Below are 17078 nucleotides of genomic sequence, written 5' to 3' on the forward strand. Positions count from 1 at the left end.
GACGTCACCCGGACAGAGCAACGAGGCCCCACCCGACAGAGGTAACCGTCAGCGGGATGAGCGGTTGGGTCAGTCGCTTTGCGTCAGTCTGCTACCGCAGTCACGACAGGTTCAACGATCGCTTAACCTGATCGGATGCCCAACCTCCAGGCAGCCCATCGCGGGTACGAGTACCAGGATCTATTGACCGCGGGCCGCTTGGTTGATCTTGTCCTGGGAACGCTTTCCGCTGCACACGTCGACGTCAAGCATGTGGACGACGACCGATTCGACGATCTCACGGTGATCACGGTCGACGGTCGGCGTGAACGCACGCAGTTCAAGCACACCGACAACGACGACAGACCGTTGACGGTGGACACCTTCACCACCGACGGACGCGATCTCCGACTCGATCGTCTGGTGGCGGCCGCTGCGGCTGATCGGGACGGTCCAGGCAGCGCTGCGTCCGACCTCGCTTTCCGCGTCGTTCTTCGGGACACCCAACCCGTCGACGAGGCCCTCGCCGCTGTCCTGGTGCCCGCCGTCCCCGACCCTGGTCCATTCATCTTCGCATGCAGACGCGGCGGCTGCGGTTCGACGTCGACCCGGCTCTGGCCGCTCGAACCGCACGAGTCCAGACCCGCAAAGAAAACTGAACGTTCTCGATTCGATTTCCTTCGCTCGGGACCGAAGTCCGTCGACAGGAATGACCTGGCGTGGCTGTGCGCCCGGCTGGTCATCGAAGTCGAGGCACCCATGTCGAGCGGGGACATGAGCGTGCCTGGGCCGGCGGAGCGGATCCTCCTGACCAGAGTCCGCGCCGAGGTCGGCGCGGAGTCATACCCCAACACCGGCAGGTCCGCCGAGGATGTGGCAGAAGCGTTCACGACCTTCGCGCGGCAAGCGCGCCAGGGACTGAGCATCCCGACGGCCGAGACCATGATGCAACGTGCGCAGCTGAGGCGGGATTTCGGGGCCGTATCCCGAGTCCACCCGGTTGATCCCTCGATCGAGGTCGACCGCCGGACGACTGTGGCGGACCTCCACACACTGGCGACACAGGCGGCGTCGCAGGGCGCTCCATTGGTACTCACCGGGCCTCCCGGCCAGGGCAAATCCTGGGCATGCGACCGGCTCGTCCGTGACCTGGTCTCGGCCGGCTGGCTGGTTGCCGAGCACTACTGCTACCTCAACGACACACTCGACGAGCGCGACGAGCGTGTCCAGGCCGAGGCCGTACTCGGAAGCCTGCTGGGACGGCTGGCAGAAGCCGACCCGAGTTTGGTCGAAGCCCAAAGGCCACGATATGCCGCGGATGACGTGGCCTTGGCCAACGCGGCCACACGAGCTGTCACGGCTCGAAGCGACCGTCGGGTCGCCCTGGTCGTCGACGGCCTTGATCATGTCGCACGGATCCTGCCTTCCCAGCCGGGCTCCGATCCTTCTGCCGCTCTCGCCTCTGCTCTGGCTGCCTTGGACCTCCCGGCAGGCAGCACCCTGATCGTGCTCAGCCAACCCGGCGATCACCTCGCGCCGCTACGGGATGCAGGTGCTCTTACGGGGGAGATTCCCAGCTTGACGGAAGCCGAACTAGCCGCGCTGGCGGCGAAGCTCGGTGTCGTCGCCCGGACGGCACGGGCGCGCCCGTGGACGAGCAGCAGGCCGACGGCTTTCTTGCCCTGCTTGAGGAACGGTCCCGCGGCAACGCCCTGTACGCCACCTACCTCTGCCGTGAAGTCCTGGTCCGACCACACTCGGCAGCGGATCCCGAGGCCGTTCTCCACGCCCTCCCGCCTTTCGACGGCACGTTGGAGAACTACTACGACCACCTGACCGTCGCACTCGGGCCGGCTTCGACGATCGCGGACGTGCTGGGACTCCTGGATTTTCCGATGGACAGAACCGAGTTGGCCGAGATGAGGCCGGACCTCGCCCACTGGCTGGACGACGCGCTGGTGATCCTGGCACCGGTTCTGGTCGAGCGTGCCACACAGGGCGGACTGCGGGTCTATCACGAATCCTTCGCGCGTTTCCTGCGCCGACGCATGGAAACCCACCCGCGTGCCCTGACTGCCAACCTCCGCTTCGTCGTCGACTGGCTCGAAGCACGAGGGTTCTACCGCGACGAGCGCGCGTTCCGCTTCCTACTGCCGACACTGGCCGCTGCTGGACGCGATGACGAGGTGCTCGACCTGGTCGACGTCGACTTCGCGACCAACGCCGTGGCTCACGGCCATCCCGCGTCGGCGATCGCGGCCAACCTGGTGGTCGCGACGAGCTGTGCCGGGCGCCGGCAGAACCTGCCGATGCTGGTCCGATGTGTCGAACTGGCGCGTGCGGCACAGTCGTTCGAGTACGAGCGCTTGGGCTCCTTCGTGGCGGACTACATCGACGTCCCCCTGACGTTGCTGGGAAGCGAGGAGTTCGCCGGCAGACTCATGTTCGAAGGCAAGATCGCCGTGCCGCCACGCGACGGGCTGCGACTGTGCGCTGCCATCGACGCCGCAGGCGCCGTGGCTCCCTGGAAGGACTACATCCCCGCCTTCGCGAAGTGGGATGCCAGCGACGACACGCATTACATGGGCGACTCCGACCATGTGGTCGCGCTGGCCTGGGTACGAGGTCAGATGCGGCAAGCCAAGATCGGTGATGAGTCGAAGCGGCCGTGGCACGACCGCATCGCCCGCTTCCTGGACGACACCGGATTGTCTTACGACGCCCTCATTCCCGTCGTGGCAGACGTGATCGGGGTGCAGCTCACCGCAGAACTCGTCGACCACCTCAACAGTCCTGCGGTAGCAGCACTGGCCCTGGCAGAAGTCGCACATCGATTGGCAGACCCCAACACCCACACACTTCTCGCCCGACTGGTCCCGCTTGCGACACAGGACTACGCGCCAGGTAGTGCCCACCGCCTGATCGGGCTCGGCGCCGCCCCGGACGATGTAGGGAACATTGCAGACAGGGACGCACGAGCGCAGCTCGTGGAGAGCACCCGTGAGGTGACCAGCCGAAGCGCCATCCATGAGGAAGAGACGGTGTTGATCTGGCTCGACCGATGCGCGATCGCCGCTCACCGCATCCCGGACCTCCTTCCGACGGTGGAAGGCATGCTCGACGGCGAGGGTTGGTACCGCTGTTGGCTGAGGTTCGTTGTAGCGCTGGTACAGGCGGAAGCTGCCGAGACCGACCGTCCGCAGCGCGCACTGGGCGCCCTTCGCCACCTCACCGGCGATCTCGACCCGTTCACCGGCAAACCACGGGCCTGTGATCTCTACCCGATCCAGGACCAGATCACGGATACTCTCCGTCGGGCTGTCTCCCTGCTCGACGACGACACCTGGCCGGCGGCCCTGACCATCCTTCGAGAGGTCACCGAAGGTGTCGGTGTCTCCCTCCGCGGCCAGGACGCCGGCCCCGTTACCCCTGACTTCCTGCTGGCGCTGGCGATCGAGTCGACGACGATCCCAGCTCGACGGCAAGCCACTCGCGAGCTGATCGACCACGCGCTCGCCGAAGGCGGAGGGAACCGGTACTACTCGATCTTGGCCGAGTACCGACTCATGGCCGCGAGATTCGCGATCGTGTGCGGTGACACCGACGAAGCCGAGATCCACTGGAACCAGGCATGCCGCCTCATGACCGCCTACGGCTTCCGAAGAGACCTCACCATCTACGAGGTCCTCGACCCGCTGCCACAACTCATCGCCGCCGACCCCGCCCGCGCCCGGCTTCGGCTCGCGCAAGTGCAGTCGACCTGCCAACAGGTCGTGCGTCATACAGACGGGAAGGACACTCGCAGCTCCTGGCCGCAATGGTGGACCCTTCTCGCCGAGGCCGACCCCGCCGCGCTCACCGGGTTGGCCGTACCCGCGCTGCTCCAACGCTGCGGCCACCTGAGCGACCTCTATAACGACGCGCTCGAAGACCTGTGGCGAACCTGGCACCAACACGCCGATCCTGTTGTCGCCGGGGCATTTCGGCTCGCCTTGCCCATGCCGTTCGACGACGCAGATCGAGCCATGGTGGAACGGCTCGTTGACATCGCCGATGGCACAGGCGTGGATCTTCCCGGGCAACTACTCACCCTTCTCCTTGCTCGCGCAGATGAACGTCCACTTCGCCATCCGTACAGCAACGGGGATGAACTGATCGCTGAGGACACCGCACGAGTCGAGGTCATCAACACCGTCGCTGCCCGCGTGAACGCTCCGCTGATCGACGCCAAGCCCCTGGTCGACGAGCAAGATGGACAGCAGGATGAACTTCGGTCCCTCAAGACGCGAAACACGACACGTGCGGCTGCGCATCAGACCGCGGTCGACGGATTCCCTGGTGGCGCGAACGGTCTCGCCCGCGCCATCCGCGCTTGGCGCCGCCGTCCATACGAGTCGGACGCCCTGGACTGGGCACCTGAACGGTTCGCCAACATCATCGGCTACCGACTGGTCGAACTTGCAGAAGCCGGGGACGAACAGCATGCGGAAGCGGCGTTGCACAGCTTGGCCGGTGTCCTCAAACCGCTCGATCAGACCAGCCTTCTCGTGTCTCTCGGTGAAGGGCTTGAGCGTCACGGCCACCTCCGACTCGCGGCTGTCGCGTTCACCCTGGTGTGGACCCGCACCCGCGCACACGACGGCTGGATGAACTTCGGCGGCCAGACTGAACTGGACTCGCTCCGACATGCCACGCTCCTTGACGCGGACACAGCGTGGACTACCGTCGTATCCGAGGTCGCCCGGGTCGTCGCGGGAAGCGGCGGCGGTTCCATCGGCGTCAGCCAAGCGTTGATACACGGCAGCATCGCGGGCGGGTTGTGTCCTCGTCAGAGGCCACTCGACCTCGCCTTCGCCGCCTGGGACGCCGCACATGCAGTGATCGCGCACCGAACGCCGAAAATGACAGACGAGGAAAATCCGACACCTCCTACACCGCGCCTCCGCAGCACGTCAGCGACCGTCTCACCGGCGACATCAACGTGGTCTTCGGTGAGGGTGTCATCGGTGCGATGGCCCATCCCGGCCAGGAGAACCGCAGGCGTGCGCTTCTGGCTTTCCAGCTTCTCCTCCTGCATCGCACTGAGACCGCGGCCGACGCGTTGGCCGGGACCTTGCCCGCCCTCCACGAGCCAGCATTGCTCTCATGGCTGCTCAGCGTGGTCGTGGACGTCGACAGTGTCCATCCTGTGGTCGCCGACCGATGCCAGAACATCCTTCAGCGGCACAGCAACAGCCCTTACCTGACTGTACGGGCTTTCGCAGCCCACATCCTCGGTGATCACGCCTCTCCGCCGCCTCTGACACCTCCCGACTCGGCCCTGCTCCCCAGCGGAAGGTTGTTGCTACCTGATGACGATCCACTATTCGAACGCACCGCAGCGCGGGTCACGTTCGTGGCGGCGGCTCACCGCCTGACGGCAGCGGAGGAGTTGTTGCCGCACATCATCCGCGCGGTCATTGTCCGCGTCGACGCCGCCATGGCGGACCACGAGCACATGAAGGCGATCGACAAGGAGGCAAACGAGCTGGCCGACGTCAGACACAAGCGCTGGGCCGACGCGTTCACGGGCCGTCCGGCACTGGTGGAGGACGCCCTGCAACGAGCTGCCTCCGGCGGACGCGCCGCGCTTCTGGCTGCCGGAGAACCGCCCGCCGATCCAGCTGCGTGGGAGTACTCCCTGGCGCGGGTTCTCGTCAATGACCCTGCACTGCCTCTCGCGATCGAACGCACACGCCAGCCTCGCCTGGACATCATCATGCCACCGACCGCTGGGGATCCGGTTTGGAGCGGAGCACACGAGGTGGCGAATCGAGGACGCTGGCCGCAGTCCGCTGACACGGTCGTCACGGCGTCCTCCCTGGCACCTGCCGAGTCATGCGACATACTGCGAACGGGCCGCTTCCGCGGCTGGCGAATCATCGCTTCGACCGAAGAGCATGTCGTGCCGTCCGACTGGTCGGAGAAGGACGATCTCCTGCGCCGGTCGGGCTTCGATCGCGCGATGGGGTTTCGGCAGCCTGATTCCCAGGGCCGTCTTTTCGCCGACGATGCCGCAGTGAACTGGTTCCAGCCGCTCACCGGGCAGGTCGTGGTCCAGCCAGATCCGTCTTTGGCCGGCATCGACCACCGCAGTGACCTCATGGCAGACGCGCCGTTCGGCCTCGGTCTACACCGCCCGCTGCTCGTACCGACTCTCTGGTTGAGGCTGGTGCTCGCTCTCCACCCGGTCGAGGAGCCGTTCGTACTACACGACGGCACCGGACCGGCGTTGGCCATGATCACCTGGCTTAGTCATTACGAGACCGGCACGTACCCATTGATCAGCACCGCTGAGGCGCTGGTGGCGTTGCATGCAATGCCATCGCGTCGAGTCGGTCGATCGGGCTGCCCGCGTCCGCGGTCGCGATCTGTCCGACCGCGATCGCGGCCAACGCCAGATGCGCCTCGTCTCGTTCTCTCAGTCTGGCCAATGCTCCGGCGACTCGGTGCCAGCCGCCCGACAGCACGAAGCAGAACTGCCACGGCGTGGGCTGTTGGGCCGCCATACGCAGGCGGTGTTCGATCGACCGCTGGTGGACGCCGTCTCCCACGGTCGGATCAAGCAGGCTCACCTCACGGGTCAATGCCTCCAGGTCCTTCGACAGGGCCGCATAGAGCGTGGCCACCGCCCGCTCCTGTGCCATTCGCACCACGGGCGCGGGTCCCTGCACTGTCTCCGTGCTTACCACCAGTACCCACCGCTCCGATCCAGCGGCCTCCAGCACCTCCCGCAAGGTGTCACCGGGCACCGACTGCGCGTCGTCGATCAACGCGATCACCGGACCCTCCACGGCGAGCAGTTCGTCCACGACGCGATCACCGTCGAGATTCCGTGCCGAATCCCGCAGCCGCACAGGCTTCCAGCCCTCGCGAAGCCGGTTCGCCATGACCTGATAGGCGGTCACGGACTTGCCACAACCACTGTCCCCGGTCAGGATCGCCGAACAGGCCGTGAGGAGCGCGGTCTCGATCTCCGCGACTTCATGGAACTACGGACATGCCTCAGCATCACTCGGGCCCAGGCGAGTACCCGTCAACGCCGACAAGAGTTTCCTGCGCCCCCGGAAGTGAATCTCCTGCCATGATACCCTGCCGACAGCCGACGCCTCCACGTTCGACGACGAGGAACGATCTCCCCAGTAGTTGATCGTCACGTTGCCGGTAATCGGACCGGACTGCACCACCGGCCCCGCAACCACACCGCCGAGTGTGTTCTGCACCGTTATCTCCGGCCCGCGACCATCCTCGACGTCACGCGACGCGACAGCTTCGGCCCCATCCGGCCGCGCAGGGAGCAACGGATCCAGGCGAGCGTCGAGCCGGGCAAGCCCTCGGGACAGGTCACTGCTCAGTGTCGTCAGCCTCGACAGCATTTCGGTATCAGCCGCCGCCAGGAACTCGGAGCGGTGGGTGACCACCGCTACGAACTGGATGCAAGTGTCACGCAACAGCTGGCCGTAGAACTCTTCACCATCGCGGCCGAGCGCCGCTTGCCGTAGAAGGTCACCGGCCTCGTGGCGCAGCATGTCCGTCAACCGCTGAGGATCGCCGTCATTACCCGCGACAACACCAGGCCCGCCGCCGACGAGCTCGAACGTATCGATCACAGCCTGTACCGCTGCTGACCGATCACTCTCCGGCAACTCCCGGTACTCGTGCCCGTACCTGTCGACCAACTCGTCCGCCAGACGTCGGGCGACTCGCTCTTTCGTCCGCCGCGTTGTCCGTTCATCCGACAGTCCGGCTGCACGTCCGCCCAGAACGGCTGCGGCCCCGGCGCTCAACTCGCCAGCCATCTTGTTCCCGGTGCTGGCTTCGACCGCATACTTTACTACTGTCTCGGCAAGCTTGACGAGTACAGCTCCGAGCAACGACACCCGACACTCCTACCGAATCGACCTGCAGAGCCAGTATCGCTGACAACCCGCATCGTTACTGAACCAGGCGACGTAGCTCGATCGCAGAGCGGCGTTGTTACGCTACGTTATGAACGCGCTACCCGATCGTGGACGGGCGTGTGCTGGTCTGTAGGCGCTCCACCACCGTGAGCGTTACTGGTGGCGAACTCGATCACCAGAGTCAGGCCGACTACCTCGCTCCATCTCGATGCGCTCGTAGCATGCACCCATGAAGCTCCCCAAGCGTCGAGGTCACGGTCACCATGACTTCGATCAGGACATGCTCGCGATGATGGCCGAGGGGATCGACAAGCTCACGGCCGCGGGGATGGGCGAGGACGAGGCACACAAGGTCGCCGCCGACGCCTGGGTACAGGCAACCGACGCCCAAGCGCCCGCAGTGGCAGCCCAACTGCGACGAACCGCGCCCAAGATGCTGCGTCGCCGCCATCGCGGCGGCAAGCTGTTTCGGCGAGCCCTCAAGGTGTACTGGGGTCGCCCGCTCGACCTCTACCTGGCCACCTGGGTCGGCGCCCACGACGCGGGTGAGCGCTTCGACAGCCGCTTGGCCGCCCAGGCGGAGGAACGTCAGGACTACCACTTCGAAGTGTTGACCGGTCTCTACGCGCGTGCCTGTCGCACGGCGCTCGAAGTCCATCACGACCTCGCGGGCGGCTTCCCGATGGCGGCCCTGGCTCGTTGTCGCACCCTCCACGAGATTGCCGTGATCATGCTCGTGTTGGCGGAGTTCGGCGAGACCGCAGAGCACGCGGACCTGGCCGAGCGCTTCTACCTCCACGACCTGGTCCTCAATGCCAAGGACGCCAAGACCTACCAGGAGCACTGCGACGAGCTGGGCAGCGAGCCACTGGCCGACGAGGAGATCACCGAGCTGGAGCAGGCTCGACAGGAACTTCTCACCAGGTTCGGCACCGACTACAAGGAGTCCTACGGCTGGGCTTCCGGCGTGGGCGGACTACGGCGCCCGAACTTCGCCCAACTGGAGAAGCTCGTCAAGGTCGCCCACCTGCGCGGGCACTACAGCTGGGCCAGCCACGAGATACACGCCGACGCAAGAGGCGCACAGCTCAACGTCTTCGAACGCGGAGACATCCTCTACAAGCAGACCGGGCCGATGCTGTTCGACCTGGCTGAGCCGGCGACCTGGGCATTGGCGTCCCTCGAACTGTGCGTGACGACGCTGCTGCACAGCACAGACGACGTCTCAGCACTGGAAATGACCGGCAGCAAGGCGCTCCAACACCTCATCGTCGACGCGAAGGAGATGTTCGAGCAGACCGAAGCGTACGTGGAGGAGATGGAAAATCGCGTTCATCTATGGCCGCGCTGGAGGCGCGAACTCTGGACCAGATGGCGATTGCTGGTTCAGCCGTTCTGAAAAACCCAGTGCATCCATCATCATGGTCGACCGGGCCTCGCATCGTTTTCGTGCACCCAGATAAATGCCGCAGGCTCACCGAGATGTCACCAGAGAGTGATCACCGAGGCGACCGCCTGTTTCGCTGAGCGAAAGCTGGAGTGGGAAATTTCCACGCGTGTGGTAGAGTCGTTGTAGCTGGTAGGGTGTGCTCATGGACCACCACCTGTCGAAGGTGGTGGGATATCTCCCAATTTCAAGTGGACGAGCGAACCTCTCGGACACATAATTCGCCCCGCGAGATATTTCCAGGTCACCTGGGGTGCTCGTGGGGCGTTGTGTTTTCCGACATCAGTGCGAGCCTAGCTGGTGATCGCTGCCCGTGGGGTGTTCGCCGGTGGGACGGTAGGAGCAGCGGGCGGCGTCCAGCTCGTCCCACAACCTGTCGACTGCTGTCACCGCCGTGCTCGCCCCGCGGCGGGTACGCAACACCTCCGGCCTGGGATGCGTCCCGCGACCGGGTGGTGCGGAGGGCGACGTGAAACCCGGTCTGCCGGTGCCGACGCTGGGGTGCTGCTGCCGGGCGGATCGGTCTCCAGAGAGGCTGGTGCGGGGAGCGAATTGTGTGAGCCGGTGCCTCGACTTGGTCTGCGGGCGCGTCGGGCTGATCCGCCGCCGAGGCCGTCGCGTAACTCATGGTCAGTAGGAGTTGTTCGCCTGCTTTTCCACGATCTTCGGTCCGGGGCCTGTCATGGATGGGCTGCTGTGCCAGGTGCCTGCGTGGTGTGCGCGCTTGCCCGCTGTTCCCGCGGTCGAGCAGAGCGACCCCGGCGACGTCGCAGCGGAAGACGAGGTCGAGTTCGTCGACCAGGTGTGCAGCCTGCTCCGTGCCGGGGTTGTCGGCGATGCCCACGGCGGTGAGGTGTTCGGCGATGCGGCCGAGCAGGTGGTCCTCGCGCAGATAGAGGTTGCCCGGCGCACCTTCCGGTCGGGTACGGGCGCTGGTGTTACCGTGACGGCAACGGTACGCGGCCCGACCGTGGGAACGGTGCGAGTCCATCTTCCGCCCGCACAACCCGCACTGGAGTCGGCCCGCGAACAGGTAGATGCGCTCGCCGCCGTCGGTGTCGGCCCGGCGGGTGCTGTTCCTAGTGGCCTGGATGGTCTGGGCGGTGACGAAGTCCTGTCGGATACCAACGGCGTGTGGGCGATGCTGGTCGAGATCGCCCAGGCGTGCTGCTCGTTGCGCACGCTCGTCCGACGCCCGCTCGGCGAGCGGGTGGCACGGTCGGCGCTCGTGCGATTCCACACCTGACGACCGGTGTAGCGCGGATTGCCCAGGATCTCCACCACCGTACGCAGCGACCAGCCGAAATCGACCCGACGCCCGTCGCGCTCCGCGTCCGTGCCCGCCGGCCGGGCCTCCACCCGGTTGCTGCCGGCGATCGGGATCGCGGTCGGGCGGGACGCCGCCGTGCGGGTCCTGCTACGCATCCCGTTACCGGATCATGGGACGCCACGAGTGCTGGGAATCGACGATTTCGCCCTGCGCAGATGTCACGACTACGCCACCGTGGTGATCGACGCCGACACCGGCACCCGGATCGACGTCCTGCCTGGACGCGGCGCCGAGGTGGTGGCCGATTGGCTGCGGACGCATCCGGGAGTCGAGGTCGTGTGCAGGGACGGCTCGACCGCGTACGCGGGAGCCCAGCCGTGAGCACGCGCCTGGACCTCGACGCCGCCCGCCACGCCGTTCAGGCACTGCCCTCGGAGGTCGGCGACGCCCCTGGTGTCGGCGTCCACCCGAACCGGCGGTTCGCCGCCTTCGCCACGTCACGGGCGACCGGTGTGTCCTTGGCTGCCGCAGTGTTCGGCGGCGCGGTGGTGGTCTCGATCGGTCCGGGTGCGCCTCGAACGACCGCTATTCCCCGTCTATCGGAATTTTCTGTTTCCGCTCGACTTCCTTTTGTGTTGATTCGCTGTTGATATGCTGAACCGGGGAAAGCGTTCTCGTCCGCAATAAGGGGGAGACTTGGCAGAGTCGGTCGTCGGGGTGCTGCGCGTGACCAGCAGCAGGTACGCCTCCCACCACCCCGCGTGGTTGAGGCAGGTGGACGATCTTGTCGAGCAGTTGCGGGCCGTAGCGGGGGGCGGGGGTGACGGCGGCGATCTGGTGCTGCGCGTTGAGCCCGACCTTCTGGAGCCGCCGCCCGAACCGGCCGGTACCAAGGGGTTGATGGAGGTCTCCGCCATCGTGCTGGCCTCCGCGCAGGTCATCAGGTCGGCGGCCTGGGTGATCCGCGAGTGGGCGAAGATCGACGCTGGGCGCAAGGTTTCCTTGCAGATCGAGCGCGACGGGCACAAGGTAGCGCTCGACGGCACCGGCGGGCGCGGGGTCGAGGCCAGCCTGGAGCTGCTCCGCTCCGAACTGGGGGCCGGGGCGGAAGTCGAGCGTCGGGATGAGACCCGGTGATCTCCGACCGACCGCTTTCAAAGCCTTGGCGGTCGGCAACGCGCACTTCCCGGAGGACCCCCACAGGCTCGGCCGCCTGAATGGCCCGTTGAACGACGTCGACGCCGTGTGCGAGGCGCTGTCGACACCCGGAACGGGGCTGTTCCGCTGCGAACCGCCCCTCAAGGACGCGACCGCGCAAGCGGTGCTCGACGGCGTCGACCGGTTCTTCACCGATGCCGAGCCCGACGACTGCCTGCTCCTCTACTACAGCGGCCACGGCCGAGTCGACGTGCACGGTGACTTCTACCTCTGCGCACGCGACACCGACAGCGGCAAGTCCTTGAGCACACCCAGGGTCACCGGCGACCAGCTGCGCAAGATCGCGTTCAACTCGCCGGCGCTGCTCAAGGTCATCGTGCTGGACTGCTGCTACGCCGACCGCTTCACCGCCGCCCACGGCGACCGTCAGTACGTGCTGGCCGCGACCCGGCGCTCCGGTAACCCCCTCGTCCCCGATGCTCCCGGTCCCGACGAGCTGAGCCCGTTCACCGCGGCCTTCGTGGCGGCGCTGCGGCACGCCGCGCTGGACACCGACAACGACGGCCTCATCACCGCCCACGATGTCGCTCGGTACATCTGCGACCTCGCCGCCACGGACCGCAGGGTGCCGTTCGCCGACGAGCAGTGGCGCGGCAGCGGCAGCGTGCCCGTCGCGCGGTCCTCGCCCGCGCCCACCGCACGACCCGTCGTCCAACACGTCCGGGAGCCGCGCGAGAGCCGCACCGAGGCGCCCACCCTGCCAACACCCGTCGCGGTGCGCCCCGGATCCCTGCCGGATCTGCTGCCCGTCCCGCCGACGGGGAAGGCCCTGTTCCACCTGGGCCGCCACCTGGTCACCAACGGCCAGTTCCGCGCGTTCCTGCTCGACGACGGCAACGAGCGCTGGCGCCCGGACGCCGTGCGGTGCGACCCCGCCGCACGGGACTACCTGCGGTGCTGGGACGGCCTCGACATCGCCCCCGGCCGCGGGCACCGCCCGGTCGTCGCGGTGACCCCCGGCGCCGCCGCCGCGTACGCGGCGTGGGCCGGGCGCCGGCTCGGCCTGCCGCTGCGGCTCCCGCGCGTCGACGAGTGGGAGCGCGCGGCGGCCGCCGGTCGCGACGGCGACTGGCCCGCCGAGGACGTCCGGTCCGGCCGGGTCGGCTTCCGCGGCACGTCCGTCGAACCGTCGGACGTCGGCGACTTCGAGGCGAACCCGTACGGGGTGACCGATCTGCTGGGCAACGTGTGGGAGATCTGCGTCGACGGAGCGGGTCGCCCCGTGCTGAGGGGCGGCGCGTTCGACGCTCCCGCCGGCCGCCTGCTCGACGAGATCCCGCTCCCACCGGACGCGCCCTGCCGCGCGGACACCGGCTTCCGCTGCGCCTGTTGAGGGAGAGGTCCAGGAATGGCCGAAGGCGTGTTCGAAGAGTTGTTCCTCAAGGTCCCGTATGCCTGGGAGCCGGAGGAGGTCGAGCGGGTCAAGCAGGCGTTCCGCGACACCCGGCCCGCGGTGCAGCTGCCGGTCGTCTCGGGGCTGTGGCAGTACTGGCGGCAGCGAGCGGCCGACGTGCCGCTGTTCGACGACCCTGACGAGGACCTGGCGCTACTGCTCCACGCCAAGGCGCTCGGCCTGGACGTGCCGGTGCCGGACCCGGATGAGCCGCTCGCTGCGCTCCTGGGCCGCGCCGAGGACCCCGACGAGTGCGGACCGCTCATGCCCGAGGCGCTGTCCTGGGGGCCACGGGCGGCGCTGGCCCGACAGGTCCGCGCCGCGCTGCCGGGCAGCCTGGTGCGGGTCTGGGCCGTGGTCGACGACCAGGGCCCGGTCGAGGTGCTGGCCGTCGGCGAGGGCCTGCCGGAGATCCGCCAGCAGGTGGTGCAGTCGGCGCTGATGACCTCCCTGCGCATCAACGGCCTGGTCGACCCGTCCTCCGGACCCCAGGTCGAGGACTTCATCGGCGTCGGGTTGACCCACGTCTCGGCTGGGCTGGCCGGTCGGAACTCCGCTGTCAGGCTGCCGTCGGTGTTCGACGCCCGGCGCGCCGCGGTGCTGGACAGCGCCATGCCGACCGCGCGCGGCCTGGTGCGGGAACTGGTCAACGGCCTGCGCGCGCTGGAGCGCGAGACGAACCTGGTCGAGGTGGTCGAGGTGCGCCGGTCCGACGTCGCCGCGTTCAGCCAGACCGTCCGCGAATTGGCCGACCGGGCGGCCGATCACCCGCTCAAGGCGTTCCTGCGGCCCGCCCGCGTCGACGGTGCGACCGGGGGAGTGGCGGCCCTGCTGCCCTACCTGCGCACCACCAGGTCCGGCGGACCCGGCGCGAGCGCCCACGTCGTGCTGCACTCGGACCTGCTCAGCAGCCAGGCGTACCGGGACCTGGAGGAGGCGCACCAGCGGGTGCTGGCCCGGCGGCTGACCCTGGACGCCAAGCTCCGCCGCGACCGCATCGAGGCCGACATCAAGTGGCTCACCGCGGACCTCAAGTCCTACGAGCGCGCGACCAAGGAGGAGCGCGCGCTCAAATGGGACCCCACGGTGCTGCTGGTCGAGAAGTTCGACGAGCTGACCGGCACGGTGATCAAGCTCGCCGAGCAGGAGGAGATCGACGTCGAGGTGTACTACGCCACCAACGTCCCGCAGCTGGTCAAGAGCCGCGAGATCTGGCGCAAGCGGCTCAACGAGGTGGTCGCCAACCTCGACGCGGCGGCGGGCAAGCCCCACGCGCCCGCCCGGCAGCTCGCCGCAAGCCGCTTCCTGGACGCGGTGGTGCGCGACGTGGTGCCCGACGAGAGTCCGGCCACGGAGGCGGCGTTCCTGCGGTGGCGCGACCAGGTCGCGCCGATGCTGCGCTACGAGTGGCGCCGAGCGCTGCGGGCCCAGGGCATCGACCCCGCCGACGTGTTCACCCGCCACACCGCCTTCCTCACCCGCTACCTGCCCTCGGTCGAGGGCGACGAGGCCGCGCTGTTCGTGCAGCCCTACTCCGTCGTCGACGAGCACCTGTCGGCGGTGCTGGCGGACGCGCAGCGTCGCGTGCTGGTGGTGCGCGACACCACGGACCACGCGGTGCCCGAGCACGACGAGGCCGACACGCCCGAGGCGCGAACTCTCGCGGAGAGGGCCTGGGCGGAGCTGGCCCGACTCGGCGAGGACCTTGCCACCGACGAGAAGGCGTTCAACGCGGCGTTCCTCGACGCCCTGCGCGCCCACCCACGCCACATCGCGCGGCGCATGACCGAGGAGCTGCAACCCGAGGAGCCCGGCGCGGCCGAAGCCGAGGCCATCGAGGACGAGTTGCGCCACGCCACGCAAGCCATGTCGCTGGGTGAGGGCATGGACCGCGCCCGCAAGGCCATGCGCGCGTCCGCGTTCGTCACCGCTAGGCAGAGCCTGGACGAGGTCCGCGCCGACCCCCACTGGGAAGCTCGCGCCTGGCTGCTGCGGGCGGTCGTCGAGTGCGCGGCCGCCGACCTGGTCACGGCGGACATCCCCGGCATGCTGGGCAGCCAGATGCCCGGCGTGCCCGCCGCCGCCCTGCGGGCCCTGGACGAAGCCATGCACTTGGACGCGACTTACACCACCGGGTGGCTGGCGACCCTGCCGGACGTGGACCTCGACCGCGGCATTCGCAGGCTGTTCCACGGCATCCCCAGGATGCGCGCGAGCACCACCGACCGGGAGCGCGCCGTGTGGCTGTTCCGCGGCGCCGTGGAGGCCGCCCGCCTGGCCCGGCAGCTCGAACAGGCAGGCGAAGAACTGCCCGAGGACGAGGAAGCGGTCGACACCGCGCTGGTCAAGCTCGGCAAGGCCGTGGAGGACATCCTGGTCGGCCCCTACGTCGGCGGGGTGCGCAACGAGGCCGACAGCCTGCTGGAGGTGCTGACCGGCGAGGAGCCGCCGAAGTACGGCGGCAGGACGGGAGCCTGATGGAGCACGAGTTGTACGTCATGGCGCTGGTCAAGTCCTCGGAGCGAGCCCGCGCGGCGGTCGGTGGCATGGCACGCTCCGATCTGCTGCGCCACCTCGCCTCCGCCGGGCGCGCCGCGGAGGAGTGGGCGGAGCTGGCCGCCCGCATCCGCACCGAGTTCACCCCGCCCCCACTGCCCGCCGCCCTCACCCAGCAGCACCTGCGGGCGCTGCTCACCACCAGGTCCATCGCGGCGCTCGCCGAAGTGCTCCGCTGCCCGGTGCCCGACGTGCACGAGACGCTGCTGGACCCCGAGCGCCTGGAGTGGGCGCTGCGCGACTCCGGCAGCAACCGTCGCACCATCAGGGACGCGGAGCGCATGCTGATGGAGCTGATCCCGCGCCTGCCCCGGCTCGCCGCCGCGCACGCCCTGTCCTCCGGCGACTGGGGCTGGTTCGTCGAGCGCCACGGCTGGCTCACCGCGCACGCCGTCCGCTGCCTCACCGCGCACGCCCGCTACCGGGGCTGGCCCGCCGACGCCAGACCCGCGCAGGTCCTCGCCGCCGTCCTCGACGAGGTCGACGGCCCGCGCACCGAGGTCCACGACTCGGCCCGGTTCGACAGCCTCGCCCTGATCGAGCTGCGCCGCCGCATCGGTCTGCTCGCCGAGCAGCTGCGCGACGACGCACTGTCCCGCGCCGAGGAAGCCGCGCTGCTGGCGCCGGACCTGGCGAGCGTGAGCCGCCTGCCCGCGTGGTTGCAGCTCTACGAGCAGAACGCGGTCGCGATCGGCCTGCACCGCCTGTTCACCGGGGCCACCTCGCTCGCCGAACTGCTCCAGGGCGCCTACTCCGAACCGCCGCCGGTGGTCGGGGACCCGCTGCCCGCCAAGGGTTTCGGCATCGAGAACGAGATCTCGTTCGGCGTCTTCAAGCGGCGCGTCGCCTTCGACGTCACGTGTGAGGTGGAGGGGCACACCGGCCCGCAGGTCGTGCTGCGCTGCCGCGGCCTGCCTCGGGACGCGCACCAGCCCGTCCGCGCCAAGATCCTCCAGCTGCGGACCTCGGACCTGTCGCAGATCGGCTCGTCGGTCGGCGAGCGCCTGCTCAACACCAGGGTCGCCCAGCACCACGGCTTGCGAGGCAGGCTGCGACTGGCCCTGCACCAGCACGGCGCCGAGGCGATCCAGGCCGTCCTGCTCACCGGCATCCGCCGCCCGATCAGCGTCCCCGCGCCGTGGCGTGACCACCTCGAGACCGCGCTGCCGTTCGCCGAGCCACCCGCCCACGACACCGGCTTCGGCGATGTGGGCGAGGTCAACCGGGCGCTGCGCGACAGCGCCGGCGACCGCCGGGTCGAGGAGGTGACCTGAG

General features: G+C 68.3%; 12 protein-coding genes and 1 pseudogene. 8 read left to right on the forward strand and 5 right to left on the reverse strand.

Going from position 1 to position 17078, the window contains the following annotated elements; translation table 11 throughout:
* The first annotated feature begins 135 nt into the window (after positions 1 to 135).
* Positions 136 to 1815, forward strand: coding sequence for a P-loop domain-containing protein (locus C8E97_RS36695; RefSeq protein ID WP_121007230.1), 1680 nt, complete (start codon positions 136 to 138; stop codon positions 1813 to 1815).
* A gap of 4039 nt (positions 1816 to 5854) precedes the next feature.
* Here the strand turns inward: C8E97_RS36695 and C8E97_RS34120 are convergent.
* From C8E97_RS34120 to C8E97_RS21015, 3 genes are all read right to left on the reverse strand, one after another.
* On the reverse strand, positions 5855 to 6109 hold the full coding sequence (locus C8E97_RS34120) for a hypothetical protein (RefSeq protein ID WP_147455185.1): 255 nt from the start codon (positions 6107 to 6109) through the stop codon (positions 5855 to 5857).
* A gap of 193 nt (positions 6110 to 6302) precedes the next feature.
* Positions 6303 to 6926 carry a hypothetical protein gene (locus tag C8E97_RS21010; RefSeq protein ID WP_121007232.1) on the reverse strand — a complete coding sequence of 208 codons (624 nt, stop codon included), beginning with the start codon at positions 6924 to 6926 and terminating at the stop codon, positions 6303 to 6305.
* 84 nt (positions 6927 to 7010) lie between these two features.
* On the reverse strand, positions 7011 to 7898 hold the full coding sequence (locus C8E97_RS21015; protein ID WP_147455186.1) for an NACHT N-terminal Helical domain 1-containing protein: 888 nt from the start codon (positions 7896 to 7898) through the stop codon (positions 7011 to 7013).
* Positions 7899 to 8148: 250 nt separating this feature from the next.
* On the opposite strand from C8E97_RS21015, the gene C8E97_RS21020 reads away from it, so the two are divergent.
* Positions 8149 to 9318, forward strand: coding sequence for a DUF5677 domain-containing protein (locus C8E97_RS21020; RefSeq protein ID WP_147455187.1), 1170 nt, complete (start codon positions 8149 to 8151; stop codon positions 9316 to 9318).
* 292 nt (positions 9319 to 9610) lie between these two features.
* Here the strand turns inward: C8E97_RS21020 and C8E97_RS36855 are convergent, their stop codons facing one another.
* Positions 9611 to 10357, reverse strand: a complete 747-nt coding sequence (locus C8E97_RS36855; protein ID WP_425470671.1) for a hypothetical protein — start codon at positions 10355 to 10357, stop codon at positions 9611 to 9613.
* Positions 10358 to 10542: 185 nt separating this feature from the next.
* A pseudogene (locus C8E97_RS36860) lies at positions 10543 to 10650 on the reverse strand (hypothetical protein); the annotation flags it as partial.
* Here C8E97_RS36860 and C8E97_RS21035 point away from each other — a divergent pair.
* The 6 genes from C8E97_RS21035 to C8E97_RS21055 are packed head-to-tail and all read left to right on the forward strand — an operon-like array spanning position 10631 to position 17077.
* Positions 10631 to 11017: a transposase gene (locus C8E97_RS21035; protein ID WP_121007236.1), complete on the forward strand. Its 387-nt coding sequence runs from the start codon at positions 10631 to 10633 to the stop codon at positions 11015 to 11017. The pseudogene C8E97_RS36860 and the gene C8E97_RS21035 sit on opposite strands and share 20 nt — an antisense overlap.
* On the forward strand, positions 11014 to 11286 hold the full coding sequence (locus tag C8E97_RS34125) for a hypothetical protein (RefSeq protein WP_147455188.1): 273 nt from the start codon (positions 11014 to 11016) through the stop codon (positions 11284 to 11286). Before C8E97_RS21035 ends, C8E97_RS34125 begins: the two co-directional genes overlap by 4 nt.
* Positions 11287 to 11332: 46 nt before the next feature.
* Complete coding sequence (locus C8E97_RS21040) at positions 11333 to 11773, forward strand: hypothetical protein (RefSeq protein WP_211347103.1); 441 nt, start codon at positions 11333 to 11335, stop codon at positions 11771 to 11773.
* Complete coding sequence (locus C8E97_RS21045; protein ID WP_121007238.1) at positions 11760 to 13187, forward strand: SUMF1/EgtB/PvdO family nonheme iron enzyme; 1428 nt, start codon at positions 11760 to 11762, stop codon at positions 13185 to 13187. Before C8E97_RS21040 ends, C8E97_RS21045 begins: the two co-directional genes overlap by 14 nt.
* A gap of 15 nt (positions 13188 to 13202) precedes the next feature.
* The gene (locus C8E97_RS21050; RefSeq protein ID WP_121007239.1) at positions 13203 to 15725 is read left to right on the forward strand and encodes a hypothetical protein; all 2523 of its coding nucleotides are present in this window, start codon (positions 13203 to 13205) and stop codon (positions 15723 to 15725) included.
* Positions 15725 to 17077 (forward strand): hypothetical protein, encoded by a 1353-nt coding sequence (locus tag C8E97_RS21055; protein ID WP_121007240.1) that lies wholly within the window; start codon positions 15725 to 15727, stop codon positions 17075 to 17077. Before C8E97_RS21050 ends, C8E97_RS21055 begins: the two co-directional genes overlap by 1 nt.
* Position 17078: the final 1 nt, after the last annotated feature.

This window comes from Saccharothrix australiensis (genome assembly GCF_003634935.1).
GTDB lineage: Bacteria > Actinomycetota > Actinomycetes > Mycobacteriales > Pseudonocardiaceae > Actinosynnema > Actinosynnema australiense.

Coding starts and splice junctions, on each gene's coding strand:
- C8E97_RS36695 (WP_121007230.1), top strand. CDS start 136: ATGCCCAACCTCCAGGCAGCCCATCGCGGGTACGAGTACCAGGATCTA.
- C8E97_RS36855 (WP_425470671.1), bottom strand. CDS start 10,357: ATGGACTCGCACCGTTCCCACGGTCGGGCCGCGTACCGTTGCCGTCAC.
- C8E97_RS21020 (WP_147455187.1), top strand. CDS start 8,149: ATGAAGCTCCCCAAGCGTCGAGGTCACGGTCACCATGACTTCGATCAG.
- C8E97_RS21055 (WP_121007240.1), top strand. CDS start 15,725: ATGGAGCACGAGTTGTACGTCATGGCGCTGGTCAAGTCCTCGGAGCGA.
- C8E97_RS21045 (WP_121007238.1), top strand. CDS start 11,760: ATGAGACCCGGTGATCTCCGACCGACCGCTTTCAAAGCCTTGGCGGTC.
- C8E97_RS21050 (WP_121007239.1), top strand. CDS start 13,203: ATGGCCGAAGGCGTGTTCGAAGAGTTGTTCCTCAAGGTCCCGTATGCC.